This is a genomic window from Pseudarthrobacter sp. (genome assembly GCF_036675385.1).
Classification (GTDB): Bacteria; Actinomycetota; Actinomycetes; order Actinomycetales; family Micrococcaceae; genus Arthrobacter.
Genome location: NZ_JAKFFD010000158.1, coordinates 17872 through 44862 on the forward strand (window position 1 = coordinate 17872; position 26991 = coordinate 44862).

Consider the following 26991-nt stretch of genomic DNA (forward strand, 5'->3'; position numbering starts at 1 on the left):
ACTTGGACACTAACCGGTTTGGTGGCCGATTTGTTCGCGGGAATCGCGCTGTTCGCTGACGGCGCACGATCCCTGCGACTGCCCGTTAACCAAGGCAGCCCCCGGACCAATAGGTCCGGGGGCTGCCTTCAGTCGCACTGCCAGGGGCGTGCTAGAACTTCACGGCTGCCGGGTCGTCACTCGGGGTAGCCTCGGTCTCGGCGTTGGTGTCTTCAGCAGCCCCAGCCTCAACGGCGGAAGCCTCTTCTTCGCCGCCGGGGCGGACGAAGTCGCTGAGGTCAACGGTCTTGCCGTCGGTGTCGGTCACGGTGGCCTGGCCCAGGACAACAGCCAAGGCCTTCCGGCGGCGGACCTCGGAAACCATCATGGGAACCTGGCCGCTCTGATCGATGATCTGGGCGAACTGGTTCGGGTCCATGCCGTACTGGCTGGCGGCGCTGACGATGTAGTCGATCAGCTCAGCCTGGCTGACGTTGACTTCTTCCTTTTCGGCAATGGCGTCAAGGATGACTTCGTTCTGGAAGGCGCGGGCCGTGTTGGCCTTGACCTCTTCGCGGTGCTCCTCGGTGTCGTGTTCGCCTTCACCGTGGCCGTTGCCCTCCTTGAAGTGCGCGTCGACCTGCTCGTCGACCACGGAGTCCGGAACCGGAACCGCAATGAGCTCAACGAGCTTGTCCAGGACCTTGTCGCGGGCCTCTACGCCCTGCTCAACAACCTTGGAGTCGGCGGCCTGCTTGGCCAGGTCCTCGCGGAGTTCGGCAAGCGTGTCGAACTCGGAGGCCAGCTGGGCGAAGTCGTCGTCGGCCTCGGGAAGCTCGCGCTCCTTGACGGCCTTGACAACAACCTTCACCTGGGCGGACTCACCGGCGTGGTCACCGCCCACCAGGGTGGTTTCGAAGATGGCGTCCTCGTCAACGCTGAGGCCGGTCACGGCCTCGTCCAGGCCCTCGAGCATGGTTTCCGTGCCCACCTGGTAGGACAGGCCGGACGCGGAATCAACCTCGGCGCCGTCAATGGTGGCGGTGATGTCGATGGTCAGGAAGTCGCCATCGGCGGCCGGGCGGTCCACGGACTTCAGCGTGCCGAAGCGGCCGCGCAGTTCGTCCAGGGCCTTGTCAACGTCTTCGTCGGAGGATTCCGCTGCCGCTACCTCGACCTTGATGCCGGCATAGTCCGGGAGTTCGATCTCCGGACGGATATCGACCTCGGCGTGGAACTTCAGTTCACCGTCCGTGGAGGTGGGGTCCGGAACTTCGGTGATCTCAACCTCGGGACGGCTCAGGGGGCGGATGCCGGATTCCTGGACTGCAGCCTGGTACCAGCCGTTGAGGCCTTCGTTGATGGCCGTCTCCAGGACGTAGCCGCGGCCAACGCGCTGGTCGATCAGCTTGGACGGGACCTTGCCCTTACGGAAGCCAGGGACCTGGATCTGCGAAGCAACAGTCTTGTATGCCTCGTCGATGCTGGGCTTCAATTCCTCAAAAGGGACCTCAACATTGAGCTTGACCCGCGTGGGGGTGAGGTTCTCGACAGCGCTCTTCACGGTCTAAGTACTCCTGGGTTTGTGGGTTGGGTTTCTGCAAACGCATTTTTCTGCCCGGGCCGCTTGCACGGACCGAGCCGCAGAGTCGGGGTGACAGGATTTGAACCTGCGACTTCCTGCTCCCAAAGCAGGTGCTCTAGCCAAGCTGAGCTACACCCCGTAAGTGCACAGGCAAGTCTACGTTCATCCGGGCGTTCTTTGCACATTTGACACGTGGGGCATGAATTAGGTTTAGTTGTATCCGGCTTCAACAGCCAGCCCGAAGAAACGCAGCGCAGCCCGATGCAACAGCTGAGCCGCATTTTTCCGGGGACGTAGCTTAGTGGTAAAGCCTCAGTCTTCCAAACTGATGATGCGGGTTCGATTCCCGTCGTCCCCTCCACATAAGCAGGGCCCCTCAGCTGAGGGGCCCTGCTTTTTTGTTTGGCCGGCTGGGGTCGGCTACTGCTGGCAGCCGGGGCACCAGTAGAGCTTGCGGCCCACCATTTCAGTGATGGCCACCGGCACGGCGCAGACCCGGCAGGGCTGCCCTTCGCGCTTGTACACAAAGTGGGCGTCGCCGCCCGTGGGCAGGAGCGCCCCTGGTTCCCGGTTATCCGGCTCCCAATACACCGGCGGTGTGGTGATGATCCGCCCGTCGCGGACGCCGTCGGCCATTACTGCGGCTGTGTCGTCCCACAACAGACCGGCGGCGCCGCTGGAGAGTCCGGTACCCGGCAGCCACGGATCCAGCCGCTGCCGGAACAGCACTTCGGCCCGGTAGACATTCCCGACGCCGGCAATCACCTTCTGGTCCATCAGCAGCGCGGCGATAGACGTCTTGCGGGACAAAAGGCCCGTCACAAACCGGGTCCTGTCCGCGGGATGGTTGTGCAGCGGATCCGGCCCCAGCCGGGCCAGGACGGCCCGGGCTTCTGCCTCGGTGATGGCGGCGCAGGTGGTGGCACCGCGGAGGTCCGCCCAGCCATGCTTGCTGACCAGCCGGACACGTACGGCGCCGCGGGGCTCGGGAGGTCCCGCGTACTCAACCATCCCGGCGTCGTGGGTATTTTCGGGGTCCTCGAAAACCTCGCGCTCCCCGATCTTCCGCGGGGCGCCGATGCTGGAGGCCCCGCGGAAGGTCGCGTCGCCGCCGAAGTCCCAGGCCCCGTAGAGCCCCAGGTGGACGTGCAGCACCACGGCGTGGTCAAAGTGCAGGAAGAGGTGCTTGCCGTGGGCGCGGGAATCCGTCAGGACCTGGCCGTCCAGCAGGGCCGCGCCGGCAACGAACCGGCCCTGGGGGCTGCTGACGGACAGCGGCTCCCCGGTAAAAACGTCCGCGAACTGTTGCGCCAGGCGGCGGACGGAGTGCCCTTCGGGCACTACTCGATGACCTCGCCGGTGGTTTCGTAAGCCGCGATCTTGCCGATGCGGCGGACGTGCCTTTCGTCGTTGCTGAAGGGCTCAGTCAGGAACGCCTCGATCAGTTCGGTTGCTTCCTCGACGGTGTGCTGGCGGCCGCCCACGGCCACCACGTTGGCGTCGTTGTGTTCGCGTGCCAACGTTGCGGTGGAGTGGTTCCAGGCGAGGGCTGCGCGGACCCCCTTGACCTTGTTGGCGGCGATCTGCTCACCGTTGCCCGAGCCGCCCAGGACGATGCCCAGGGCGTGGATGCCTGCCTGCTGGTCAGCGACGACGGCGAGCGCTGCGTTGATGCAGAAGGACGGGTAGTCGTCCAGGGCGTCGTATTCCTTGGGTCCGTGGTCCACCACGTCGTAGCCCTTGGCCGTGAGGTGGCTGACCAGGTGGGCGCTGAGTTCCATGCCTGCGTGGTCGGTGGCGATGTGTACCCGCGGGAAGGCAGGGGAAGAAGTCACAGCAGTATCCGTTCGTTTCGGCGCCGGGGGGCCAGCAGCACTGGTTCGGGCCAGGGTCAGATCATCAGGGACAAGGTTACTAGGACTCAGGCTCCGGCGCGCGTTCGCCGGGGGTGCCCCCGTGCGCCCTGGCAGCCACCCGGGTCAGGACTTCCGCCAGCCGGGCCGCGGATGCCGGACTGCCGCCGCTGACCGCAAGGTTGCGCCCATCGGTTTGATGCACGACGACGGCGGGGCCGCTGCTGACCAGCATCGCGGCGGTGCCGCTGTGGTTGCGGTAGCCCCACCCGCCGTAGTCGGCGGCGCGGACGTCCGCGGCACTTGCTGTGGAGATCGCGGCCGCCGGCACATCCATGACCGGCAGCACTCCGGCCACCAGGACACGCAGGCCGCGGCGATCGGCCTTGACGCGGGCGCAGAGGAAAGCAGCGCCCACCACAGCGAGGGCAGCCACCAGGGCCCCGAGCCAGGGCAGCGCCACAGCGATCAGCGCGGCCGGGAAGAGGCTTGCCACCGCGATCATCACAAAGACCGAGCTGCGGGCGTGCACCCACATCCGGAACGTGTCCCCCGCAAGCTCCGGGTCAAGCTCGCGGGCGAGGGCACGCTCCAGGGCCCGGTCATCGTCAAGCGACCACTGCCGGTCGGCCTTGAACACGAAGCCCATGATGACACCCAGCGACAACGCCGCCCCGCTGCCCAATGCGAGGACCGTGAGATCCACCCGGGACTCCCGGGCGTCCGCGAGGCCGGCCTGCCCCACCAGCCCGGCCGCCAGGACGCTGGTGATGAACAGGCTCAGGAACAGTCCCGTCCCCATCATGATCCGGCGCATCACAGCGGGCCGGGACAGCGGTGCCGCCTGGAACATCACCAGCCAGCCTGAGGCGATGATGAGCAGCGCGCCGCCGCCTGCATAGGCGCCGAACGGGGCAAAGGAGGCGCCGCCGTCGGCCGTCCAGCTGATGGCTACGGGGTCCGGAAGATCGGGACGCAGCAAGAAGGCGCAGAACACAAAAGCCGCCGCCAGGACCATGGGAAAGCCGACGGCGAAGCGCAGTGCCTTGGTATCCACCGAATCCCGGAACTTTCCCATGCATTAACGCTACTCCCGCCGGACGCCGTGACAGAATGACTTCACTGTGCCGGTGCAGGCCACGGCCCGCCGGCAACCGCAACCCCTTCTGGAGGCCCCACTTGCCAGGTATGAACCTGACTCGCACCGAAGCCCGCGAGCGTGCCGCACTCATCAACGTTGATTCCTACGATGTCATCCTCGACCTGACCAGAGGCGAGAAGGTCTTCGGGACCACCACCACCGTGAAGTTCACGGCAGTGCCGGGTTCCACCACTTTCATCGACGCCGTAACGCATGCCGTGCACAGCATCACGCTCAATGGGCACGCCCTGGATCCTGCGGCAGTGTCCGACGGTATCCGGATCCAGTTGCCGGACCTGGCCGCGGCCAACGAGCTCACGGTGGTAGCCGACGCGCCGTACATGAACACCGGTGAAGGCCTGCACCGCTTTGTGGATCCGGTGGACCACGAGGTGTACCTGTACACGCAGTTCGAGGTTCCCGATTCGCGCCGGATGTTCGCGGTGTTTGAGCAGCCCGACCTCAAGGGCACCTTCAGATTCACGGTCACGGCGCCGTCGCACTGGGATGTCATCTCCAACTCCCCCACCCCCGGCCCGGTGGAAGCCACACCAGGGGACGACGGCGGCGCCCGCTCGGTCTGGACGTTCGCCCCCACACCGCGGCTGTCCTCCTACGTCACCGCCCTGATCGCCGGCCCGTACCAGTCGGTCCGCAGCGAAGTGGCCAGTTCCGACGGCCGCGTGATCCCGCTGGGAGTTTTTGCCCGGAAGTCCCTGATGCAGTATCTCGACGCGGACAACATCTTCGAGCTGACCCGTCAGGGCTTCGAATTCTTCGAGGCGCAGTTCGGCTTCCCGTACCCGTTCGAGAAGTACGACCAGCTCTTTGTGCCCGAGTTCAACGCCGGCGCCATGGAGAATGCCGGCGCGGTGACCATCCTCGAAGGCTACGTATTCCGGAGCAAGGTGACCGGGGCGCAGATCGAGCGTCGGGCCATCACCGTGCTGCACGAACTCGCGCACATGTGGTTCGGCGACCTGGTGACGATGCGCTGGTGGAACGACCTCTGGCTCAACGAATCCTTCGCCGAATACATGTCCCACCTCGCAGCCGTGGAAAACACGTCCTTCACCAGCGCGTGGACAACTTTCGCCTCGGTGGAGAAGTCCTGGGCCTACCGCCAGGACCAGTTGCCCACTACTCACCCGATCTTCGCCGACATCAACGACCTCCAGGACGTGGAGGTCAACTTCGACGGCATCACCTACGCCAAGGGCGCCTCGGTCCTGCGCCAGCTGGTGGCCTGGGTGGGGCCGGAGCAGTTCATGGCCGGGGTCCGGGAGTATTTCGCGAAGCACGCCTGGCAGAACACCGAGCTGAGTGACCTCATGGTGGAGCTGGAGAAGGCCAGCGGCCGCGACCTGGACCAGTGGGGCCGCCTCTGGCTGGAGACTGCCGGCGTCAATACGCTCAAGCCGGAGCTCTCCGTGGACGGCTCCGGGACGCTGACATCCTTCACCATCGTGCAGTCCGCCGTCGAGGAGTGGCCCACCATCCGTCCGCACCGGCTCGCCGTCGGGTTCTACAACCTGAACAGCGCGGGCAAGCTGGAGCGCGTGCACCGCGAGGAGCTCGACGTAGACGGCGAGCGCACCGAGGTGCCGGAGCTGGCAGGCCTGACGCAGCCGGACCTGATCCTGGTCAACGACGACGACCTCGCCTACGCCAAGGTCCGGCTGGACGAGAAGTCCCTCGCCACGGCAACGGCGCACCTGAAGGACTTCAGCGAGAGCCTGCCGCGCACTCTGGTGTGGAACTCCGCCTGGGACGCTGCCCGCGACGGCGAGTCCCCGGCGCGCCGGTATGTGGAGCTGATCCTGGCCAACGTGGCCGCGGAATCGGATTCTTCGGTGATCCTGGTCCAGCTGCGCCAGCTGGCCACGACTCTCAACTTCTATGTGGCCGAGGAGCACCGCAAGGCCACTACTGTCACCGCCGTGGACACACTCTGGGACCTGGCCAGCGCAGCGCCCGGCGGGTCCGACGCGCAGCTGCAGTTTGTGAAGTCGTTTGCCCTGTTGGCCGGCAGCCCGGGCCAGCTGGACACCGTTGCCGGACTGCTGGACGGCACGGCCACCCTGGAGGGGCTGGCCGTGGACCAGGACCTCCGCTGGGAGCTGCTGGCGTCCCTGGTGGCCGGTGGCCGGCGGGGCCAGGCACAGATCGACGCCGAACTGGAGCGCGACAACACTGCCAGCGGACAGAACGCCGCGGCGCTGGCCACGGCCGCCATCCCCACCGCCGAAGCCAAGGCCGCCGCGTGGGACTCGGTGGTGGTCACGGGAGAACTCTCCAATGCGCTCCAGGGTTCAGCGGTTACTGGCTTTATGCGGGTGCTGGACCGTTCGCTGCTCGAGCCGTATGCGGAAAAGTACTTCGAGGCTGTTCCCGGGATCGTGGCAAACCGCACGCACGCACTCGCCCAGCAGATCGTCGTCGGGCTTTATCCGGCACTGCTGACCACGCAGGCAACGGTGGACCGGACGGATGCTTTCCTCGCCGGTCTTCCGGCCGACAGCAGCGCCCTGCGCCGCATGATGCTGGAAAACCGGGACGGCGTGGCCCGGGCGCTACGGGCACGCGCGGCCGACGTGCTGCCGGGCGAAGCCTAGTCCGGCGCCATGGGCCTGGGCGAGCACCACTATTCCCTGACCGTGCAGTGGACCGGCAACCTGGGCGACGGCACGTCGTCGTACCGGGGCTACTCACGGGACCACGACATCCGGATTCCAGGGCTGCCGGTCCTGCCCGGTTCCGCCGATCCGACGTTCCATGGGGACCGTGACCGGTACAACCCGGAGCAGCTGCTCCTGGCGGCGCTGGCGCAGTGCCACATGCTGTCGTTCCTGCATGTGGCGGTGAAGCACGGGGTGGTGGTGACCGACTATCAGGACGACGCCACCGGTGTGATGCGGCTGAACCGCGACGGCAGTGGACAGTTCGAGTCCGTCACGCTGAACCCGAGGGTGACGGTGGCGGACGCGGCCCATGTGGATCTGGCGGAACAGCTTCACCGCGAAGCCAACGCGGTCTGTTTCATCGCCCGGAGCGTCAACTTCCCCGTGCATCATTCGCCCGTGACCGTGGTGGCCTGAGAGGAGTTCACCGCCCGGTCAGCACTTCACCAGCCAGTAGTTCTTGGGCCAGCCGGGCTTCGGTGGCGGGCGTGAGCCCTGCCTTGCGGGGGCGTTCCAGGCCGCGGCGGCGTTCGTCCTCCAGGGTGGCCGCCAGCGTTTCCTGCCAGCGTCTTATGGCCATCCCGGCGGCCTTGGCGGCGGTGTTGCTGCGGTTGCAGAACCCTTCGTGGCCGGGCGGCAGCCACAGCGGGAGGGAATCCGGTCCGGCCCAGTAGTCGATCCCCTGTTCCAGGAGCCACTCCTCCGGGGCATCGAGGGCCTCGCTTTGGTACCCAGCCACTGTTTTGGCCGCCTCGATGTACTCGCCAAAAGGGAACGTGCTCCCCCACTGCGTTCAGCGGCCCCGTCACCCCGCGCTGGGCGGCATCGAGGACCCAGGCCGCGAGGTCCCGCACATCAATGACCTGGGTGGCGTGGCCGGCGATGGCCGGGACCACGGCCGGGGCGTTGTCCCGGGCAAACCTTGCAGGCCAGTAGCCGTACCGGTCCGTTCCATCGCCGGGGCCGCCGATCAGGCCGGCGCGGCAGAGGTGCGCCCTGTCGCCCACAGCTTCCAGGGTTGCCTGTTCAATCGCTGACTTGGATTCCCCGTAGTTCTCCGGGGTGGAGTCCGTGCCGGCTGGCAGCGGTGCCAGCAGGTCAGCGTCCTCAGCCGCTCCCGGCGTCGAAGGGTCTGCGTAGACGGAGCAGCTGGACACAAACGTCCAGTGGGCAGCCCGGTGGGCCAGGGCGGCCAGCGCCCCCGTGGCCAGGACAGGATCGCGGGCCACGTCAATGACCGCATCCCACTCCCCTGCCACCTGTGCGTAGCTGTTCGCGCCGAGTGAACGGTCCGCTTTTACCCACCGGACACCGGCTGGCGGTTCCGTCGCGGATCCGCGGGCAAGGCACGTGACTGTGTGACCTGCGGAAACGGCCTGCCGGGCGATTTCAGACGAGAGAAAGGCGGTTCCGCCCAGAATGAGGATGCGCATGGGGCCACGCTACGGCGCTAGGGTTGAAAGAGAATAGAGCCTTATGCCGCGGGCGAACCTGTGCATGGGCCGACGTCATCCCCCGGCCGCCGCCGGTGACCCCCCAAGGAGTTTTGCCTCTATGTTCAGCACGATGTCGCTTACACCCCCGCCCCTCACCTCGCAGCCCAACGGCGTCAGCATCACAGGCATCGCGATCAGCCTTGGCGTCGGAATCGCCGTTTGGTTGGTGGCGACGTTCGTGATTTCGCGGATCACCAAACGCGTGGCTGCGGGTACCAACTTCTTCAAGAAACCACATTTCAAGTGGGTCGCCCCGGCGCTGCGGGCACTGGACCATGAACGCCGCGTGCAGCGGGCGGAAACCATCGGTTCCCTGCTCAACAGCATCGTGGGCGTACTGGTGGCCGTGATCACCATCATGTATGTGCTGCAGAACCTGGACATCAACATCGCCCCGCTGCTGACCAGCGTGGGAATCCTGGGTATCGCCATCGGTTTTGGCGCCCAGCAGCTGATCCGCGACTTCCTCGCCGGCATCTTCATCACCATCGAGGACCAGTACGGGATCGGCGACGTCATCGAAACCAGCGAAGTAGTGGGTGTGGTGGAGTCCATGGGGCTGCGCATCACCCGGGTCCGCTCGGAGGACGGCGCCATCTGGTACCTCCGCAATGGCGAGATCCTTCGCGTCGGCAACCGTTCGCAGGGCAACTACGTTCCGGTGCCGGACTCCCCTGCGGCCGAGCCGGACACTGCCCTGAGTGCGCCCGCCACCGAGGCGAAAAAGACAGAGCAAAAGGCCGGAGAATAGAGACATGACCACACCCGCAGAGCCGCAGCAGCCACGCCAGCTCATGCAGAACGATCCCTTCAGCCAGCCCGGCTACACGGAGAACTTCTACGATGCCGTGGGCGGACACGAGACGTTCGTCAAGCTGATCGATGTCTTTTACGACGGCGTCGCAACGGATCCGCTGTTGCGCCCGATGTACCCGGAGGAGGACCTCGAACCGGCCAAACGGCGGTTCCTGATGTTCCTGGAGCAGTACTGGGGCGGCCCCACCACGTACGGCGAGGAACGCGGCCACCCTCGCCTGCGGATGCGCCACATACCGTTCCGGGTCACGCCGGAAGCAAAGGACCGCTGGCTGTTCCACATGCGGACGGCCGTCGACGCCCTGGAACTGCCTCCCTTGTACGAGGGAACGCTCTGGGACTACATGGACCGTGCCGCGTTGTCCATGGTGAACAGCCCGTCGGAGGCCTGACGCGGCCTTCGGGCTTAGCGCATGGGCGCGTACGACGGCGGCTGGCCGGGTACTAGAGGCCGCTGCCGGTCCGTGCCAGGACGTGGCCGCGTGGACCACTGAGGCGGAACCAACGGCCCGCCCGGTACAGCTTCTGGTCCGCGTCTGCGAGGAATCCCAGGGTGAGGGCCGCGAAGGCGGCTCCTGCCGGAAGGCCGGAGTCATCAAGGGCACGGCCCCACACAGCGGCGCGGGCGTTGTTGACGATCAGCGCCCCCGGCTGGGCGGGCATGATGCCCGCCACTTCGGTGATGCCGGCTTCGGCCGCGCGCCGGAGTTCGGCATCCGACAACGCACCCACCAGTTCCCAGCCGGTGCGCGGTGCGCCGACGCCTGTCCACGATTCGGTGACTGTGGATGGCGGAACCGGCAGCTCGACGTCGTCCTCCCCTGCCCTGGCAAGCCGGTCAAGGACGGCTGAGAGCGGTACCGTAACGTCAATCGCGGAAGGTTCCGCCAGCGCCATGGTGCGCAGGCCCAGGATGGTGGGGGTGGATTCGCCCAGCAGGCGGGGCCGCAGAATGCACACGTAGGCCGCGAGGACGGAACCTGCGGCCTGAAGCCGGATGGCGCCGTCGTCGACCGTCTTGGCACGGGTGGTGAATGTTCGCAGATCGGCGAGATCACGCGGGTCGGCGAACCGGAAGGACTTCGTAAGTAGGTCAGACACATTAAGAACACTACCGGCTGAAGCTTGGTTGAGCAGCGGCGGGGCGGCGTCTAGAGTCGATCCATGACTGAAGCCGAAACCGGACTGCTGGCGCCACCCAGCGGCGACCCCACCGAAACGCTCATCCAGCTCCTTGACCTTGGTGAGCTTGAGGGCGCCCGGACGGATGAGGACATCTTCCTTGGCCCATCGCAGCAGCAGCCCCGGCAGCGTGTGTTCGGCGGCCAGGTGCTGGCCCAGTCGTTGGTCGCTTCCATGAGGACGGTGGACCCGGAACGGTTTGTCCATTCCATGCATGGCTATTTCCTCCGGCCCGGCGACGCCAACAAGCCCATCACGTTCGGTGTCCAGCGCCTGCGTGACGGCCGGTCCTTTTCGGCGCGGCGTGTCCATGCCTACCAGGAAGGGGTGCCCATCCTTTCGATGATCGCGTCTTTCCAGGACCTGGACGAAGGCCTCAACCACGAATCCAAGATGCCCGCCGGCATTCCCGATCCTGAGTCGCTGCCCAGCACGGCCGACCTGCTGGGCAAGTTCGACCACCCCATCGCCCAGCACTGGGCTTACGAGCGGCCCTTTGACATCAGGCATGTCGACCCGCCGCTCTACGTTTCGGCCAAAGGCAAGAAGGAGGCCCGGAACGCCGTCTGGATGAAGACGTTCGGGCCCATGCCCGATGATTCAAACCTGCACCGGGCCGCCCTGGCCTACGCCAGCGACTACACGCTGCTGGAATCCATCCTGCGCCGCCATGGCCTGAGCTGGATCACGCCCGGCATGAGTGTCGCCAGCCTCGACCACGCCATGTGGTGGCACCGTCCCGCCCGGGTGGACGAATGGCTGCTCTACGTCCAGGAATCCCCCAGCGCCCAGGGAGCCCGCGGCCTCGCAACGGGCAAAATTTTCAACCGGGCCGGGCAGCACGTTGCCTCGGTGGCGCAGGAGGGCATGGTCCGGGTTCCCACCGACCTGAAAAACAAGGTAGTTGGCGCATTCCAGTCCAAAGTCCTGGAGCACCAGATCCGCAAGGCCGGGCGGAACTGAGGCTGAGCGGGCTGACCGAGCCGGCTGACTGAGCCGGCTGACTGAGCCGGCTGGCAGCAGAAAGGCCGGCACCCCTGACGGGGTGCCGGCCTTCTTTGCGATCAGTCGCGGGTGAGGCGGCGGTGCGTCACGCGGTGCGGCTTGGCCGCATCGGGTCCGAGCCGTTCCACCTTGTTCTCCTCGTAGGATTCGAAGTTGCCCTCGAACCAGTACCACTTGGCGGGGTTTTCCTCGTCGCCTTCGTAGGCCAGGATGTGTGTGGCCACCCGGTCCAGGAACCAGCGGTCGTGCGATACCACCACGGCGCAGCCGGGGAACTCCAGCAGCGCGTTTTCAAGGCTGCTGAGGGTTTCGACGTCGAGGTCGTTAGTGGGTTCGTCAAGGAGCAGCAGGTTACCGCCCTGTTTGAGCGTCAGTGCAAGGTTGAGGCGGTTGCGCTCACCGCCGGAGAGCACCCCGGCCTTCTTCTGCTGGTCCGGACCCTTGAAGCCGAAAGCGGCAACGTAGGCGCGGGACGGCATTTCGACCTGGCCCACCTGGATGTAATCGAGGCCGTCCGAAACAACTTCCCACAGGGTCTTGTTCGGGTCGATGCCGCCGCGGCTCTGGTCCGCGTAGGAGATCTTGACCGAATCGCCGATCTTCAGCTCGCCGCCGTCGAGCGGCTCCAGGCCAATGATGGTTTTGAACAGCGTGGACTTGCCCACGCCGTTGGGGCCGATGACGCCGACGATGCCGTTGCGGGGAAGCGTGAAGGACAGCCCGTCGATCAGAGTGCGGTCGTCGAAGCCCTTCTGCAGGTTCCTGGCTTCCAGAACCAGCCCGCCCAGGCGCGGGCCCGGCGGGATCTGGATCTCTTCGAAGTCAAGCTTGCGCGTGCGGTCAGCCTCGGCAGCCATCTCCTCGTAGCGGGCCAGACGGGCCTTGGACTTGGTCTGGCGGCCCTTGGCGTTGGAGCGTACCCACTCGAGTTCCTCGGTGAGGCGCTTGGCCTGCTTGGCGTCCTTCTTGCCCTGGACTTCCAGGCGGGCCCGCTTCTTCTCCAGGTACGTGGAGTAGTTGCCTTCGTAGGGGTACAGGTGGCCGCGGTCAACCTCCGCGATCCATTCCGCGACGTGGTCGAGGAAGTACCGGTCGTGGGTTACGGCCAGGACTGCGCCGGCGTAGCTGGAGAGGTGCTGTTCCAGCCACAGCACGCTCTCGGCGTCGAGGTGGTTGGTGGGCTCGTCCAGGAGCAGGAGGTCGGGCTTCTGCAGCAGGAGCTTGCAGAGGGCCACGCGGCGGCGCTCACCGCCGGAGAGCAGCGTCACGTCGGCGTCCGCGGGCGGGCAGCGGAGGGCGTCCATGGCTTGCTCGAGCTGGGAGTCGAGATCCCAGGCCTCAGCAGCGTCAATGGCCTCCTGCAGCTGACCCATTTCTTCGAGCAGGACGTCGAAGTCAGCGTCGGGGCTGGCCATTTCCTCGGAGATCTCGTTGAAGCGCTGGATCTTGCCGTAGATCTCGCCAACGCCTTCCTGGACGTTGCCCAGGACAGTCTTTTCCTCGTTCAGTGGCGGTTCCTGCAACAGGATCCCCACGGTGTAGCCGGGGCTGAGCCGGGCCTCACCGTTGGAGGGGATGTCCAGTCCGGCCATGATCTTCAGGATGGTGGACTTACCGGCACCGTTCGGGCCAACAACACCGATTTTGGCGCCCGGGAAGAACGACATGCTTACGTTGTCAAGAATGAGTTTTTCGCCAACTGCCTTGCGGGCATTGGTCATTGTGTAGATAAATTCCGCCATGGTTCCAAATCTAGTGGGTTGGCGGGCTTAACTCACATTCGAGGCGTCAGGCAGCCGCTCCCACGAAACACTTGCCGCTGGCCAGGACCGGCAGAACGATAACGGTGACCTTGCCGTCGCGGACCTGTCCCACCACGCAGTCGGTGCCCTGCAACACAGCGGCCTCAATGGCATCAGCTTCCAGCCCGGTAGGCGTCCGGCTCGCCGACACTTCGAGCGCCGGCGGGGAAATCCCGGCGCCGGTCAGGGCATCTGTCACCTGGGCTGTGGCCGGCTTTGGTGTCCCCGCCGCCAGCTTCCCCAGCGCATCCGTCACAGTCTGTTTCATCGCCACGATGGCCGGATCCTCCGCCGGGGACGTGGCGGCGGGCTGGGTGGAGCCCGTGGTTGCCAGCCCCGAGGGGGTTGCCACTTCGCCGGGCGTGGCAGCGCCAGTGCCGGTCGCCGTTGGGGAGCCGCCGGTGCAGGCCGCAAGCGCAAGAACCATCAGGAGGCTTCCGGCGAGCGCCGCGGGCGCCCGACCCGCAGCTGGCCCAAACCGACGGGAACGGGTGGCCCGGCTGGTGATGGGGGTTGCCTGCCGGGTGTCCGTCGCGCGATTCATGCCGCCATTCTGCCACGCGGCCAAGCCTGGGACGGAACGGTGCCGGCGCGGGCGGACTGCCGGCCCCGGGCCCGCCCGCGTCCCGCGCGGTATCCAGCGCCAGCACTTTCAGACGGTGGCTCCGGCGAGCTCGCCTGTTTCAGCGTCCACCGGAATGCGGTTGCCGTCTGCATCCTCGTGGAAGACTCCCAACGCTGCAGCGTCATCGTCCGTGTGCTCTCCTTCTTCCGGGTCTCCGCCGTCGTCGTCAGGATCAGCGGGGCCGACGCCGCCGCCTTCCGCTGACGCCTCCTGCCCTGCCGCGCCGTTGTCTGAGACGAGGTGCAGTCCGGTATCGCTGGTTCGGATGTAGTTGGCCGAACCACGCTTGAGGTCGTGACCCACGGAATCCGCATCGATTTCGGCCGAATGGTAGACCCGGCCGTCTTTCTCCCAGCTGCGCAGCTTGAGCCGGCCAACGACGATGACGCACTGGCCCTTTTTGATACTGCAGGCCATGTTCCCGGCAAGCTGACGGTAGCCCTGGACGTTGAACCAGTTGGTGTGGCTGTCCACCCAGGTACTGGTGGCACGGTCAAAACGCCGCGCCGTTGAACCGAGGCGGAACGAGGCGGTGCCAACGCCGCCCGGAGTTGTGGAGGTCTTGATATCCGTGGCAACGAAGCCCCGGAATGTTTGGTAGTCAGTCATCATCTTGTCCTGTCTCGAAAGGTAGCGCCTTAGCGGCAGAACCAGCTTCGCGCGGACAGCACCGGGTCGCGAGAGACAAGTTCGCGTATGTGCACAACCCTTCCCGAAACTGCCTTGTTGAGGACAAGTAACCGGCAGCGGGCGACGCTGACGCTGCTGCACGTCGGGGCAATGTAGACTTTTGATGCGCCGGATCCATGGTCGTGGCGCCACGTGCCCCAGTAGCTCAGGGGATAGAGCAGCGGCCTTCTAATCCGCCGGTCGGGGGTTCGATTCCCTCCTGGGGCACAAGTTGTTGAGCCAGCACCTCCGTTACGGATGCGCCGGTCAGCGAAGAACACCCCCGGTCTTCAGACCGGGGGTGTTCTTCGTTGTGTGGCTGGTGTGAAATTGCCGTTTCTCAGGCGTAAGGCAGGACGAGTTCCGCGTAGCGGGCCTTGACGGTTTCCATGACAGCGTCTCCGTCGGCGTCCCAGATCTCCTGGTTGAAGATTTCAACTTCGATGTCCCCGGTGTACCCGGCGTCCCTGACCCAGGTGCTGATCGTGGCGAAGTCTATGACGCCGTCGCCCATAAAGCCCCGGGACAGCAGCGGATCGGCCGCTATGGGCATGTTGAAGTCACACACCTGGTAGGAGGCGATGCGCCCTTCCCTGCCGGCGCGTTCGATCTGCGCCTTCAGCTCCGGGTCCCACCAGACGTGAAACGTGTCGACGGCGATGCCCACGGCCTGCGCATCAAACGGGGTTGCGAGATCCAGAGCCTGGCCCAGGGTCGAAATGACGGCGCGGTCCGCTGCGTACATCGGGTGCAGCGGTTCCAGCACCAGCCGGATGCCCTGCTCCGAGGCGAACGGGACAAGATCGGCAAGTCGGTCGGCGACGCGCTGGCGGGCAGCCACCACGTCCTTCTCCCCCGGCGCCAGTCCGCCGACCACCAGGAAGAGTTCGCGGGTGTCCAGCGCAGCCGCTTCGAGAACGGCCGCGCGGTTGTCCGCCAGGGCGGCGGCCTGGCCCTCGGCGTCGGGCGCTGTCAGGAAGCCGCCGCGGCACAGGGAGGAGACACGGAGGCCGGCATCCTTGATCAGCTTGGCGGCTTTGTCCAGCCCTGCTTCTTGAACCCGGTCTCGCCACGGGGCGATCGCGGGGATTCCGGCGCGGACACAGCCATCAACCACTTCGGCAAGCGTCAGCTTCTTGGTGGTGGCGCTGTTCAGGGAAAGCCGTGAAAAAGGGGACCGTTCTGAATTAGATGTCATACTCCCACTCCGTTGATACGCAGGTAGTCGGACATCCGGAAGGCGGCGAGGGCCGGGTCCTTCAGCAGCCCTGCCTGGTCAGCCAGCTCGAACGTTTTGGCCAGGTGCACCACGGAGCGGCCGGAGTGCAGGCCGCCCACCATCTGGAAGCCGGGCTGCTTGCCGTTGAGCCAGGACATAAAGGCGATCCCGGTCTTGTAGTAGAACGTGGGGGCACTGAAGATGTGCTTGCCGAGCTCGCGGGTGGAGTCCAGGATGGCGCGCGCTTCCTCAGCCTTGCCGGCGTCGTACTTCTGCAGCGCAACCGATGCGGCAGGGTAGATCGCAGCGAAGATGCCCAGCAGCGCGTCCGAATGGTGGCTGCCGTCGCCGTCGATCAGTTCCGGGTAGTTGAAGTCGTCGCCGGTGTAGAGGCGGACCCCTTCCGGCAGGGCAGCGCGCAGGGCAACCTCGTGGGAAGCGTCCAGCAGGGAGACTTTCACGCCGTCCACCTTGTCCGCGTGCTCGCGGACAAGGGACAGAAAGGTCTCGGTCGCGGCAGCGACGTCGTCCGAACCCCAGTACCCGGCCAGCGCGGGATCGAACATGGTCCCGAGCCAGTGCAGGATGACGGGCTGGTCAACTTCCTGCAGCAACGTGGAGTAGACGTGCAGGTAGTCGTCCGGACTGTTGGCCACGCGGGCCAGCGCCCGGGAAGCCATCAGGATGATCTTGGGTCCGGCTTCACTGACGACGGCGATCTGCTCGCGGTAGGCGTCCAGGACAGCGGCGAGTCCTGCGCTGCCGGTGGGCAGTGTGGCGAGGTCCAGCTGGTCGGTGCCTGCGCCGCACGAGACGAGGTCGCGCACGGTCTTCCCGGCGGTAGCGGGGCCACCGGCAGCGACCACCGAAGCGGCCTCAACACCGGTGCGTTTGATGAGCTGCTGGGTTGCGGCCCAGTCCAGGCCCATGCCGCGCTGGGCAGTGTCCATGGCGTCGGCGACACCGAGGCCGTAGGACCAGAGTTCGTGCCGGTACGCCAGGGTGGCATCCCAGTCGAGGCTGGCCGGGGCACCTGGCGTGTTGTCCGCCAGGACCTCGGGAATGACGTGCGCGGCGGCGTAGGCACGCCGCGACGTGAGTGGGGCGGTGGGGCGGGCCCACGACACGCCGCCCTGGAGGCGGTACTCGCGGGTGCCGCCGTCGTGGGTGGGAAGAATCAGGGAAGTCATCAGAGCGTGATCTCCGGGATGTCGATGGTGCGGCGTTCGTCGTTGGACTGCAGGCCAAGCTCGGCGAGCTGGACGCCGCGGGCAGCGGACAGCAGGCCGAAGCGGTGCTCGCGGCCGGCTACGACATCGCGCAGGAACTCTTCCCACTGCAGCTTGAAGCCGTTATCCAGCTCGGCGTTGGCAGGGACTTCCTGCCACTGGCTGCGGAAGGATTCCGTGACGGGCAGGTCCGGGTTCCAGACGGGCTTGGGGGTGTGGGCACGCTGCTGGGCCACGCACTTGTTGAGTCCGGCAACGGCCGAACCGTGCGTTCCGTCGATCTGGAATTCCACAAGCTCGTCGCGGTAGACGCGGACAGCCCAAGAGGAGTTGATCTGGCCGATGACCGGCTCGCCCGCCGGGGTTTCGAGTTCGAAGATGCCGTAGGAGGCGTCGTCCGCAGTGGCCTTGTACTCCTTGCCTGCCTCGTCCCAGCGGGCCGGGATGTGGGTGGCGGTCTTGGCATTGACGCTCTTGACCTTGCCGATGATGCCTTCGAGGACATAGTTCCAGTGGCAGAACATGTCCGTGGTCATTCCGCCGCCGTCTTCCTTGCGGTAGTTCCAGGACGGGCGCTGCGCTGCCTGCACGTCGCCTTCGAAGACCCAGTAACCGAATTCGCCGCGGATGGAGAGGATGCGGCCGAAGAAACCTTCGTCAACCAGGCGGCGCAGCTTGACCAGACCCGGCAGGTACAGCTTGTCGTGAACAACGCCTGCGGTAACGCCGGCTTCCTTGCCGATCCGGGCCAGCTCGATGGCTTCTTCGAGCGATTCGGCTGTGGGCTTCTCCGTGAAGATGTGCTTGCCGGCCAGCATGGCCTTCTTCAGGGTGGCGGCACGGAGGCTGGTCATGGACGCGTCAAAGATGATGTCCACCGAAGGATCGTTGATCACGGAATCCAGGTCCGTGGTCCATTCGGCCACCTTGTGGAGCTCGGCGAGCTCGCGGATCTTGGCTTCATTGCGGCCCACCAGGATCGGCTCCACCTGGACCCTGGTGCCGTCCTCCAGCGTGAAGCCCCCGGCGTCGCGGATGGGAAGGATGGAACGCAGCAGGTGCTGGCGGTAACCCATCCGGCCGGTGATGCCATTCATGGCGATACGGATCGTCTTTGTTTCGAAGCCCATGTGTCCTCCACGGTGAGTGAGCAGTGTTACTCAAACTGAATTGGGAAAGCGCATTCCCACTGCATCCATCATGCACCGCGCCCCTTCGGGTTGGCAAGCGCTTTCCCAAAGTATCCTCAAACTGCCATACTGAAAGCGGCGCTAACGGCGCTGAAAGTCTGTACGAACGGGAGAAGTTGTGGCTGCAAGTACCCTCACCGAGGTGGCCCGGCTGGCGGGCGTGTCGCCGGCCACCGCCTCCCGCGTGCTGAACGGCTCCGCCCGGATACCCGGCAAGGATATTGCGGACCGGGTGCGCCAGGCCGCCGAATCCCTCGGCTACATTCCGAACGCCCAGGCGCAGGGGCTGGCCAAGTCCAGCTCGGGGCTGATCGGGCTGATCGTGCATGACATTGCCGATCCGTACTTCGCAGCCATTGCCCGCGGCGTCCAGGATGCCGCGAGGGAACAGCACAAGATGGTGCTGCTGGCCACCACCGGGGGCGGTCCGGACAGTGAGAAGGAGGCCGTGGCTGCCTTCGCCGCACGCCGCGCCGATTCCATCGTGATCGCAGGATCACGGACCTCCCGCACCGAGGACCTGGAAGGCAACACCGAACTCGCTGCGGAACTGGACCGATACTGCCGCAACGGCGGCCACGTGGGCGTGATCGGCCACGGGATTGTGGGGGCCGCGACAGCGGACGGCTACCACGTGGTGAGGGTGCCCAATGAGGAGCTGGCCGCGCAGCTCGCAACTGAGCTGGCCGCGTCGCGGGAAGAAGACTTCGTGATCGTCGGCGGCCCGGAAGGGCTGTTCACCTCCGACGACCGGATCCGCGGGTTCCAGCGTGGCCTCGCCAGCGCCGGCCTGCCTGCCGCGGACCTCATCCGCACGGACTTCACCCGTGCGGGCGGCTTCGAGGCCGGCCTCGCCCTGGCTGCACGGATCACAGCGTCCCAACCCGGGACCGCGGCAAAACGGCTCTGCATCTTTGCCGTCAACGATGTTATGGCCATCGGGGCCGCCGCCGCGCTGCGCTCCCAGGGACTGCGGATCCCGCGCGACGCCGCCGTTGCCGGTTTCGACGATATTGAGACTCTGCGCGATTTCCGGCCGGCCCTCTCCACGGTGCACCTTCCCCTGGAGGAGATCGGACGGCAGGCCGCCAGCAGCGCAGCCGGCCCGTCCGCCGACGATGCCGGATCGCCCCCGATAACCGGCCAGGTCATACTCCGGCGCAGCACCGAAGTGGCACACCCGAGCAGCGCCGAGTCGGTGGCCTGACCAGCATGACTGACGGGCCCGTCCCCGGCCTGACGACGGCCGCGGCGCAGTGGAACGGCGTCGAGCGCTTGTTCAGCCGCCCCGGCGAACCGTCCCGCTGCTGGTGCCGCTTCTTTGCCCTCACCGGTCCGGAGTACTCCGCGCTGGGGCCGGCCGGCCGCAAGGCACAGTTGAAGGAAAAGTTCGACGGCGGCTCCCCCGCCCCCGGCGTCCTCGCCTTTGTCGACGGTCAGCCCGTGGGCTGGTGTGCCGTGGAGCCACGGACCTGTTATCCCCGAGTGCTCCGCTCCCGCGTGCTGCGGCTGGCTGAGGAACCAAGGCCGCCCGATTCTGAAACAGCATCACCGGATGCGTCCGGCGGGGTGTGGTCAGTGACCTGCTTCGTGGTCGCCGCCGGCCACCGCCGGAGGGGTGTGGCAGCCGCGCTGCTGCGCGCCGCCGTCGAGCATGCCCGGCTCAATGGTGCCGACGTTGTGGAAGGCTACCCGGTGGACCGCGAGCAGCGGCCCAACGCAGGACCCGCAGACCTTTACCACGGCACGCTGAACCTCTTCCTGCGCGCCGGGTTCGCCGTGGTCAGCAGCGCCGTCCCGGGGCGGGGCGTGGTGCGCCTGGGCCTCACCGGACCTAAGGGAGCGTAAGGATCAGCGGCCCATCGGCAGTGATGGCCACTGTGTGTTCGCTGTGGGCAGCCCGGCGGCCATTGGCGGAACGCAGCGTCCATCCGTCGTCGTCCTGGTAGTAGTCGTCCTTGCGGCCCAGGATCAGCATGGGCTCGATGGCGATGACCAGCCCCTCGGTGAGCTTGATCCCCCGTCCCGGCCTGCCGTCGTTGGGCACGGGCGGTTCGGCGTGCATGGTGCTGCCGATCCCGTGGCCGCCGTGGTCAGCCAGCAGACCGTAGCCCGCCCGCCGCGCGGCGCCGCCGATGGCGTAGGCAAGATCGCCCATTTTGTTGCCGATCCGGGCTGCCTCGATCCCACGGGCCAAGGCGGCATCCGTGGCATCAATGAGGGCCTGGTCCACAGGATCGGGTGTTCCCACAATGAAACTGACGGCCGCATCGCCGCACCAGCCCTCCAGGAATGCCCCGCAATCCACGCTGAGCAGGTCACCGTCCTGGAGTTTGTAGCCGTCGGGGATTCCGTGGACCACGGCGTCATTCACACTTGTGCAGATCACGCCGGGAAACGGAACTGGGGCCCAGCGGGGGTGGTAGTCCAGGAAGGCCGGTGTGGCTCCCGCCGTGGCAATCGTCTCGGCGGCCAGCGCATCGAGGTCACGCAGGGTGACACCCACTCCGGCGGCCTCACGCACCGCCGTCAGCGTATTGGCCACCACCCGCCCGGCTTCGCGCATGAGGGCAATCTGCTCGGGAGTCTTGATCATGGACATACAGGGAACCTCCGACGTCGGGTGGCACGGTTCACGGGAACGTGCAGTTTGTCTGGTCCCACTCTAGAGCCGTCCCGCTGAGGATGGACCCGCCGACATCCACGCCGCCGGCACCTCGCTAAAGTTGCACCATGGACCGAATGTCGCCGAATGACGAATCGCTGGACACGGAGGCAACGGTCACGGAAGCTCCGGCCACGGACAGTCCGAACCGCGAGTTGCTGGATGCCGTGCGGGCGGCGCTGCGGGAGCGGACGGACCCGGTGCGGGCCACTGGCGCCCAGGCGTACATGAAGTCCACTCTGCCGTCACTGGGCGTCAGAGTCCCGGAAGTCAGGCGGCTGGCGCTGGCCGCTGCTTCCGTCCATCCCGTTACGTCGGCGGGCCAGTTGCGGGCAACGGTGCTGGAACTCTGGCGCGGCTCCACAGTACGCGAGGAACGCTATGCGGCCATTGACCTGACAAGCCTCCGGTTGGTGGCCCGTGACCAACTGATGCTCCCTGTCTATGAGGAGATCATCCGCACCGGCGCGTGGTGGGATTTCGTGGATGGGGTGTCGCATCGTATCGGCGGGCTTCTTCAGGCCCACCGGCCCATGATGACCGAAGTCCTGCTGGCCTGGAGTACAGACCAGGACTTCTGGATCAGGCGGTCGGCCATCACCTCGCAGTTGAAGGCCAAGGCCAGCACGGATCAGGACCTGCTGCGGGCTGTCATTGAGCCGAACCTGGCGGACCCGGAGTTTTTCATCCGGAAGGCCATTGGCTGGGCGCTCCGTGAATACGCCAAAACGGATCCGGAGTGGGTACACGATTTCGTGGTGGAAAAGGGCACGCGGTTGAGTCCGCTGTCCCGGAAGGAAGCCTTGCGGCACCTGGAACAGGGCACGACGGCGGGAATCACCGGCGCCGGATAACCGCGCCTGCGGAGACTAGATGACGGGGCGTTCGGTCACCGGTTCGGCCGACTTCCGGAAGAGCCTTTTGGTGTCTGGATCCATGAAGATCAGGTACATGGCAAAAAGCAGGCCGGTAATCGCCGCCGCGAAGCGGGCCAGCACCAGGGCAAGTCCCAAGTCCTCGGTCTGGAGGTAGGGAAATACTTCCAGCTGGTCAGAAATGGCGTAGATCATGAAGAACGACACGATGAAGTACAGGGCCTTCACCTGCCAGTCATTTCGGATGCCTGTCACCGCGAACAGCGGGATGAGCCACACCACGTACCAGGCCTGGATCATCGGCGCCAGCACCACGATGGCCGCAAACCCCAAGGTGAGGCGGCGGATCAGCCGCTCATGCTCACCCCTGAAGATCTGGAAGGCGACGACGCCTACGGCAAGTAGTTTGCCGGCGTCGAACACCCAGTCGGCGAGCGTCCACCCGTCAAGGCCGAAGGCGTTCGAAACGGAAGCGACCACCAGCCCCACCAAGCCCACCGGCGCGTACCAAATGAAGAGGCTGCCGGGGGCGGACAGCCCATTGATCCAGCCGAAGCCGAACCCGTTGACGAGGCTCAGGACGTACAGAATGGCCAGGCTCAGCCCTCCGGTCAGTCCCCAGAACAGGAATTTCCGCGGCCAGCCGGCGTTCTTGCCTGCCCAGATCAGGCCGATGAACGGCAGGAAAACGATAGTGATGGGCTTGACAGCGATGGAAAGGGTGACGAGGACTATGCCCAGGACCATGCGCCTGGTGGCCGCGTAGTACAGCCCGGCAAGGGCCAACCCGATCATGAGGGCATCGTTGTGGACGCTGGCGATGAAGTTGGTGAGGAACAGGGGGTTGGCCGCAGTGAGCCACAAAGCGCGGTGCGGATTGACGCCGTGAAGCACGGCCAGCTTGGGCACGTAGATGACACAGAGGACCACACCAAACAGCGCCACGAGCCTGAAAAGCATCACGCTGGCCTCGGGCTGGACGTTGGTGGACCAGACCACAAACTGCTCGATCCACAGAAACAGCTGGCCGTACGGCACGGGAGCTTCAGTCCACTGTTTGTCGGCGCCAAGCTGGAAATAGTTGGACAACGCCGAGATGCCGTTCTCGTAGGGGTTGAACCCCTCCACCATCAGCCTGCCCTGACCAATGTAGGCATACACGTCGCGGCTGAAGAGCGGGACGGTGAACATCAACGGCAGGCCCCATGCTGCGATGGCCTGCAGCGTTGCCTTCCGCGCCGCCGGCCCCCACACGCGGACCCGCTGGCCGAGCCTCAGCCAGGAGCGGACCAGGAGCATGCCGCCTACCGCAACCAGCACGATGGCCAGGGCAACGCCGATGGCCTCCGTCCGCATCCAGATAAAGATCGGTACGCGGCGGAGTTCGGAAACGGGGGCCAGCCAGCCGACGCCGAGGGATCCGAACACCATAAGGACCGAGCCGACAAGACCGGCAAGGATGGGGGACCTGGCGTTATCCACTTCTGCCGCACCGGGCTCCGGGATCACGCTGGCCGCCATCTCCCCCGTTGCAGGCACAGGCGCCGTCATCTCAGGATTGTCCAATCTCTTTACACTCGGCGCTTCAGCCCCCGCGGGCGGCGGTGGCCGCCCGGGCCGCGCAGACACAGCACAGCGGCAAAATCCTCGCCCCCATGTACCCGAAATCCTAGCATCGGACGGTTGCGCCGGAGCTAAACGGTAGGCTGGTCCGGTGCCTATATCTAACGAACGCATCGTCTGGATCGACTGCGAAATGACCGGCCTGGACATCAAGAACGACGCCCTGATCGAGGTGGCGGCGCTGGTGACGGACTCAGAGCTCAACATTCTCGGCGACGGTGTGGACGTGGTGATCAAGCCTGAGGATGCTGCCCTCGCCCAGATGAACGACTTCGTGAGGGACATGCACACCCGGTCCGGGCTGCTCAAGGAACTGCCGCACGGCAAGACCATGGCCGAGGCCGAAGCCGCCGTGATGGAATACATCGAAAAGTGGGTGCCGGACCCGCGCAAGGCACCGCTGGGCGGCAACTCCGTTGGAACAGACCGCGTCTTCCTCTCCCGCGACATGCCGGCCGTTGTGGAGCACCTGCATTACCGCGTGATCGACGTGAGCACCATTAAGGAACTCTCCCGCCGCTGGTTCGCCCGGGCCTACTTCCAGTCCCCCGCCAAGAAGGGCGGCCACCGCGCCCTGGGTGACATCCAGGATTCCATCGACGAGCTCCGCTACTACCGCGAGGCGGTTTTCGTTCCCGCTCCCGGGCCTGACAGCGCCACGGCCCGCGAAGTCGCCCAGCGCATCACTGCCTCGCCGGGCACAGCAGGTATTCCGAAAAAGTAATCTGCGCCACGTTTGGCGGAAATTTTCGCAAAAACCCCAAAAGTGGCGCAAGCACCGTCAAACAGCAGGTAAGCTATTTGAGTTGCCTTTCCAGAGCACCGGACCACCGGGAAATCTGTGGGGCACATGGTGGGCTTAGCTCAGTTGGCAGAGCGCCTGGTTGTGGTCCAGGAGGTCGCGGGTTCAACCCCCGTAGCTCACCCTCATAGGGCGGCAGTAAAAGCCGTCCATTTGGAGGCCGTACCGGATATCCGGTACGGCCTCCATTTTTTTGCATATCCGCCGGCGCCACGCCGCACGCACGAAGGGCCGCCTGACATGACAGTTCTGCCAATCACCGTCTGGGGTGAACCGGTGCTGCACCGCCGCGCCGCCGAGGTGGAGGTTTTCGACGACGAACTGCGCACCCTGATCGCGGACATGTTTGAAACAAACGAGGCGGCCAACGGCGTGGGCCTGGCGGCGCCGCAGGTCGGTGTGGGCAAAAGAATCTTTGTGTACAAGTACGCCAATGACGACGGCGCTCCGCCCACCGGGGTCCTGGTAAACCCGGTACTGACCCTGTCCAAGATCTCCGGCGCGCTGCCGGACCCCGAGGAAGAGGAAGAGGGCTGCCTCTCCTTCCCCGGCGGCGCATACCCGCTCAAGCGTGCGGAGTGGGCGCGGGTGGAAGGATTTGACGGCCATGGGCAGCCTGTGGAGTTCGAAGCAACCGGATGGTTCGCACGGGTCATCCAGCACGAATACGACCACCTCGACGGAAAGCTCTACGTCAACCGGCTGATTGACCGCTATGCACGGAAGGCCATGAAACTGGCCAAGAAGAGCGGCTGGGGTGTGCCCGGCCTGACCTGGATGCCCGGCGTGGATCCGGACCCGTTCGGCCACTGAGCCCACACATTACCTCGCGGTTATGGTTGGCTGGTCCGGGCAGGAGTCCAGGACGCGCTTCATCGCATCCTTCTCCGGCTGCGTGACCCACAGTCCATAGGATGCCTTCACCGAGATCTGGCGGGCCACGTAATGGCAGCGGATGTTCTTGTTCTTCGGCAGCCAGGTGGCGGCGTCGCTTGCGCTCTTCTGCTGATTTGCAGGACCGTCCGCGGCGATGAGGTTTATCGGATCGTTGGCCAGGCTCTGGCGCTGCTGCGGGGTCAGCCCCTGTGCGCCTTTCTGCCACGCGTCACTGAGCGCCACGACGTGATCGATCTGGATTTCCTTGCTGCTTTCCGGGCCACGCCGGAACTCCATGGCTTTGCCCGTGTACGGCTCATGGATGGACCCTGACACTACCTTGCATTTGGACCCCTCCGTGAAGCCCACAGCTGTGAGGTCCCTGCGGAGGATGTCATTGCGGGTGTCGCAGCCGTTCCGGTCCACGTCCAGCCAGGCCTGCCCGAAGGCCTCCCGCTGGTAATTGTCTTTGGGAGCCCGTCCCTTGACGGAAAGCCGCTCGAGGGCGGTCCGGGCACTCCCCTGCGGTACAGCGTGCACCGGGATGACGGGCTTCATCCAGGTCCCGTCGAAAACAGGCGCCTCCCGGGGACCGGCGATTGCCGGTTCTGCCGCAGCGAACTGGCCCGCGGTGAAAAACCACCCCGCAGAGCCCACTGCAGACACGGCCAGCACTGCCAGCAGAGCCCAGGCCTGCCTCGAGCGGCGGCGGGCACGGCGGTAGGCACGCCAGCTGACGGTCATGGGCAACCGGCTCTTCCGGAAATGTAATGCACCAGAAGAGCCTAGGCCACCCCACTGACACCCCTGCGGTTATCCACAATGGGGAGGACGAGTGGCCCGGGTGATCCGCTTACTGCTGTGGCCGGCTACTGCTCCCGGACTACACGGCGCAGGTCTTCTTCGGCAAGCTGGAGGAGCCCTTCGAGCTGGCGCACACGGTCGTCGCCGACGTCGCCGGAAGCCCGGGACGCGCGGGCCTGCTCCAGGAGCCTGATGGCTTCTTTGTGGTTGGCCCTGGCGACGTCGAGGGCGTGTTCAAGGGTGGTCTCGTGGAGAGTTTCGTTATCCATGCCACCAGTGTGGTCCCGATTCCCGGCTGATTCCAGCGAATCAGCCGGGAATGTCGGGTGGCTGGCCCGCAAACGGCTTAGACGGCGATTGCGGCCAAGGCCGCAGCGGCTTCCTTGGCGGGGAACGCCGGCGGGTTGACGCCGGCCATCTCTTCCATAACCCGGACTACCTGGCAGCTGTAGCCGAACTCGTTGTCGTACCAGACGTAAAGAATCAGGTTTTTCTCGTTGGAGATCGTGGCAAGGCCGTCAACGATGCCGGCACGGCGTGAGCCGACGAAGTCCGTAGAAACAACCTCGGGCGAATCGATGTAGTCGATCTGCTTGCGCAGGTCCGAATGCAGGGACATCTGACGCAGATAATCATTCACCTCATCCTTGGTGGTGCCGTTTTCCAGGCTGAGGTTCAGGATGGCCAGCGAGACGTCCGGGGTGGGGACGCGGATGGAGCTGCCGGTGAGCTTGCCCTGAAGTTCGGGCAGTGCCTTCGCCACGGCAGTGGCCGCTCCGGTTTCGGTGATGACCATGTTCAGCGCGGCGGAGCGGCCGCGGCGGTCGCCCTTGTGGAAGTTGTCGATCAGGTTCTGGTCGTTGGTGAAGGAGTG

At 65.7% G+C, this 26991-nt stretch carries 25 protein-coding genes, 4 tRNA genes and 2 pseudogenes; 13 read left to right on the forward strand and 18 right to left on the reverse strand.

Features of this window, described 5'->3' with window-relative positions:
* Window positions 1–151: 151 nt before the first annotated feature.
* Both tig and V6M49_RS12650 read right to left on the reverse strand, forming a co-directional pair.
* Window positions 152–1543, reverse strand: coding sequence for a trigger factor (gene tig / locus V6M49_RS12645; protein ID WP_332761305.1), 1392 nt, complete (start codon window positions 1541–1543; stop codon window positions 152–154).
* A gap of 85 nt (window positions 1544–1628) precedes the next feature.
* Window positions 1629–1703: transfer RNA gene (locus V6M49_RS12650), tRNA-Pro, on the reverse strand.
* A 148-nt stretch (window positions 1704–1851) separates the two neighbouring features.
* On the opposite strand from V6M49_RS12650, the gene V6M49_RS12655 reads away from it, so the two are divergent.
* Window positions 1852–1925: transfer RNA gene (locus V6M49_RS12655), tRNA-Gly, on the forward strand.
* 59 nt (window positions 1926–1984) lie between these two features.
* Here V6M49_RS12655 and V6M49_RS12660 read toward each other — a convergent pair.
* The 3 genes from V6M49_RS12660 to V6M49_RS12670 all read right to left on the reverse strand — a co-directional run bounded on the left by V6M49_RS12660 (window position 1985) and on the right by V6M49_RS12670 (window position 4495).
* A complete protein-coding gene (locus V6M49_RS12660) occupies window positions 1985–2905 on the reverse strand; it encodes an Fpg/Nei family DNA glycosylase (RefSeq protein WP_332761306.1) in 921 nt (306 codons plus the stop codon).
* The gene (locus V6M49_RS12665; protein ID WP_254751058.1) at window positions 2905–3399 is read right to left on the reverse strand and encodes a ribose-5-phosphate isomerase; all 495 of its coding nucleotides are present in this window, start codon (window positions 3397–3399) and stop codon (window positions 2905–2907) included. Before V6M49_RS12665 ends, V6M49_RS12660 begins: the two co-directional genes overlap by 1 nt.
* A 79-nt stretch (window positions 3400–3478) precedes the next feature.
* Complete coding sequence (locus V6M49_RS12670) at window positions 3479–4495, reverse strand: hypothetical protein (protein WP_141140839.1); 1017 nt, start codon at window positions 4493–4495, stop codon at window positions 3479–3481.
* Window positions 4496–4605: 110 nt separating this feature from the next.
* Here V6M49_RS12670 and pepN point away from each other — a divergent pair, with 110 nt between their 5' ends.
* Together pepN and V6M49_RS12680 are read left to right on the forward strand one after the other, a co-directional pair.
* A complete protein-coding gene (pepN, locus tag V6M49_RS12675; protein ID WP_332761307.1) occupies window positions 4606–7173 on the forward strand; it encodes an aminopeptidase N in 2568 nt (855 codons plus the stop codon).
* A 9-nt stretch (window positions 7174–7182) separates the two neighbouring features.
* The gene (locus V6M49_RS12680) at window positions 7183–7656 is read left to right on the forward strand and encodes an OsmC family protein (protein ID WP_104060846.1); all 474 of its coding nucleotides are present in this window, start codon (window positions 7183–7185) and stop codon (window positions 7654–7656) included.
* A gap of 7 nt (window positions 7657–7663) precedes the next feature.
* On the opposite strand, the pseudogene V6M49_RS12685 reads toward V6M49_RS12680, so the two are convergent.
* A pseudogene (locus V6M49_RS12685) lies at window positions 7664–8672 on the reverse strand (NAD-dependent epimerase/dehydratase family protein).
* Between the two features lie 133 nt (window positions 8673–8805).
* On the opposite strand from V6M49_RS12685, the gene V6M49_RS12690 reads away from it, so the two are divergent.
* Window positions 8806–9486, forward strand: a complete 681-nt coding sequence (locus V6M49_RS12690; protein WP_371706684.1) for a mechanosensitive ion channel family protein — start codon at window positions 8806–8808, stop codon at window positions 9484–9486.
* A 4-nt stretch (window positions 9487–9490) separates the two neighbouring features.
* Window positions 9491–9943, forward strand: a complete 453-nt coding sequence (locus V6M49_RS12695; RefSeq protein ID WP_141140843.1) for a globin — start codon at window positions 9491–9493, stop codon at window positions 9941–9943.
* A 52-nt stretch (window positions 9944–9995) separates the two neighbouring features.
* On the opposite strand, the gene V6M49_RS12700 is transcribed toward V6M49_RS12695, so the two are convergent.
* A complete protein-coding gene (locus tag V6M49_RS12700; protein ID WP_104060850.1) occupies window positions 9996–10652 on the reverse strand; it encodes a hypothetical protein in 657 nt (218 codons plus the stop codon).
* A 63-nt stretch (window positions 10653–10715) separates the two neighbouring features.
* Here V6M49_RS12700 and V6M49_RS12705 point away from each other — a divergent pair, with 63 nt between their 5' ends.
* A complete protein-coding gene (locus V6M49_RS12705; RefSeq protein WP_332761308.1) occupies window positions 10716–11696 on the forward strand; it encodes an acyl-CoA thioesterase in 981 nt (326 codons plus the stop codon).
* A 101-nt stretch (window positions 11697–11797) separates the two neighbouring features.
* On the opposite strand, the gene ettA is transcribed toward V6M49_RS12705, so the two are convergent.
* The 3 genes from ettA to V6M49_RS12720 all read right to left on the reverse strand — a co-directional run bounded on the left by ettA (window position 11798) and on the right by V6M49_RS12720 (window position 14774).
* Window positions 11798–13480 carry an energy-dependent translational throttle protein EttA gene (gene ettA / locus V6M49_RS12710; RefSeq protein ID WP_058932192.1) on the reverse strand — a complete coding sequence of 561 codons (1683 nt, stop codon included), beginning with the start codon at window positions 13478–13480 and terminating at the stop codon, window positions 11798–11800.
* A gap of 46 nt (window positions 13481–13526) precedes the next feature.
* Window positions 13527–14084 carry a DUF6993 domain-containing protein gene (locus tag V6M49_RS12715; protein ID WP_332761309.1) on the reverse strand — a complete coding sequence of 186 codons (558 nt, stop codon included), beginning with the start codon at window positions 14082–14084 and terminating at the stop codon, window positions 13527–13529.
* Between the two features lie 108 nt (window positions 14085–14192).
* Window positions 14193–14774 carry a single-stranded DNA-binding protein gene (locus V6M49_RS12720; protein WP_141140845.1) on the reverse strand — a complete coding sequence of 194 codons (582 nt, stop codon included), beginning with the start codon at window positions 14772–14774 and terminating at the stop codon, window positions 14193–14195.
* Between the two features lie 215 nt (window positions 14775–14989).
* On the opposite strand from V6M49_RS12720, the gene V6M49_RS12725 reads away from it, so the two are divergent.
* Window positions 14990–15062, forward strand: a tRNA-Arg gene (locus V6M49_RS12725).
* Window positions 15063–15174: 112 nt separating this feature from the next.
* Here the strand turns inward: V6M49_RS12725 and V6M49_RS12730 are convergent.
* From V6M49_RS12730 to V6M49_RS12740, 3 genes are read right to left on the reverse strand one after another with little or no spacing between them, the layout of a single operon-like run.
* On the reverse strand, window positions 15175–16032 hold the full coding sequence (locus tag V6M49_RS12730; RefSeq protein WP_332761310.1) for a sugar phosphate isomerase/epimerase family protein: 858 nt from the start codon (window positions 16030–16032) through the stop codon (window positions 15175–15177).
* Window positions 16029–17243, reverse strand: a complete 1215-nt coding sequence (locus V6M49_RS12735; protein WP_332761311.1) for a dihydrodipicolinate synthase family protein — start codon at window positions 17241–17243, stop codon at window positions 16029–16031. The genes V6M49_RS12730 and V6M49_RS12735 overlap by 4 nt, the downstream gene beginning before the upstream one ends.
* Window positions 17243–18412 (reverse strand): Gfo/Idh/MocA family protein, encoded by a 1170-nt coding sequence (locus V6M49_RS12740; protein WP_141140848.1) that lies wholly within the window; start codon window positions 18410–18412, stop codon window positions 17243–17245. Before V6M49_RS12740 ends, V6M49_RS12735 begins: the two co-directional genes overlap by 1 nt.
* A gap of 178 nt (window positions 18413–18590) precedes the next feature.
* On the opposite strand from V6M49_RS12740, the gene V6M49_RS12745 reads away from it, so the two are divergent.
* Window positions 18591–19679 (forward strand): LacI family DNA-binding transcriptional regulator, encoded by a 1089-nt coding sequence (locus V6M49_RS12745; RefSeq protein WP_332761312.1) that lies wholly within the window; start codon window positions 18591–18593, stop codon window positions 19677–19679.
* A 5-nt stretch (window positions 19680–19684) separates the two neighbouring features.
* A complete protein-coding gene (locus V6M49_RS12750; protein WP_332761313.1) occupies window positions 19685–20320 on the forward strand; it encodes a GNAT family N-acetyltransferase in 636 nt (211 codons plus the stop codon).
* Here V6M49_RS12750 and map read toward each other — a convergent pair.
* Window positions 20307–21074, reverse strand: coding sequence for a type I methionyl aminopeptidase (map, locus tag V6M49_RS12755; protein ID WP_332761314.1), 768 nt, complete (start codon window positions 21072–21074; stop codon window positions 20307–20309). The two genes, V6M49_RS12750 and map, sit on opposite strands and share 14 nt — an antisense overlap.
* A 131-nt stretch (window positions 21075–21205) precedes the next feature.
* Here map and V6M49_RS12760 point away from each other — a divergent pair, with 131 nt between their 5' ends.
* Window positions 21206–21991 (forward strand): DNA alkylation repair protein, encoded by a 786-nt coding sequence (locus tag V6M49_RS12760; protein ID WP_442959724.1) that lies wholly within the window; start codon window positions 21206–21208, stop codon window positions 21989–21991.
* Window positions 21992–22006: 15 nt separating this feature from the next.
* Here V6M49_RS12760 and mptB read toward each other — a convergent pair whose 3' ends face one another.
* Complete coding sequence (gene mptB, locus V6M49_RS12765; protein WP_332761315.1) at window positions 22007–23563, reverse strand: polyprenol phosphomannose-dependent alpha 1,6 mannosyltransferase MptB; 1557 nt, start codon at window positions 23561–23563, stop codon at window positions 22007–22009.
* Between the two features lie 163 nt (window positions 23564–23726).
* On the opposite strand from mptB, the gene orn reads away from it, so the two are divergent.
* The 3 genes from orn to def all read left to right on the forward strand — a co-directional run bounded on the left by orn (window position 23727) and on the right by def (window position 25250).
* Complete coding sequence (gene orn / locus V6M49_RS12770) at window positions 23727–24359, forward strand: oligoribonuclease (protein WP_332761316.1); 633 nt, start codon at window positions 23727–23729, stop codon at window positions 24357–24359.
* 129 nt (window positions 24360–24488) lie between these two features.
* Window positions 24489–24561, forward strand: a tRNA-His gene (locus tag V6M49_RS12775).
* A gap of 116 nt (window positions 24562–24677) precedes the next feature.
* Window positions 24678–25250, forward strand: coding sequence for a peptide deformylase (gene def / locus V6M49_RS12780; RefSeq protein ID WP_141140853.1), 573 nt, complete (start codon window positions 24678–24680; stop codon window positions 25248–25250).
* A gap of 9 nt (window positions 25251–25259) precedes the next feature.
* Here def and V6M49_RS12785 read toward each other — a convergent pair whose 3' ends face one another.
* The 3 genes and pseudogenes from V6M49_RS12785 to V6M49_RS12795 form a co-directional block, all read right to left on the reverse strand.
* Window positions 25260–26057 carry an HNH endonuclease family protein gene (locus V6M49_RS12785; protein ID WP_332761317.1) on the reverse strand — a complete coding sequence of 266 codons (798 nt, stop codon included), beginning with the start codon at window positions 26055–26057 and terminating at the stop codon, window positions 25260–25262.
* A 125-nt stretch (window positions 26058–26182) separates the two neighbouring features.
* On the reverse strand, window positions 26183–26386 hold the full coding sequence (locus tag V6M49_RS12790; protein WP_332761318.1) for a hypothetical protein: 204 nt from the start codon (window positions 26384–26386) through the stop codon (window positions 26183–26185).
* 77 nt (window positions 26387–26463) lie between these two features.
* Window positions 26464–26991 (reverse strand): annotated as a pseudogene (locus V6M49_RS12795) (glyceraldehyde-3-phosphate dehydrogenase); the annotation flags it as partial.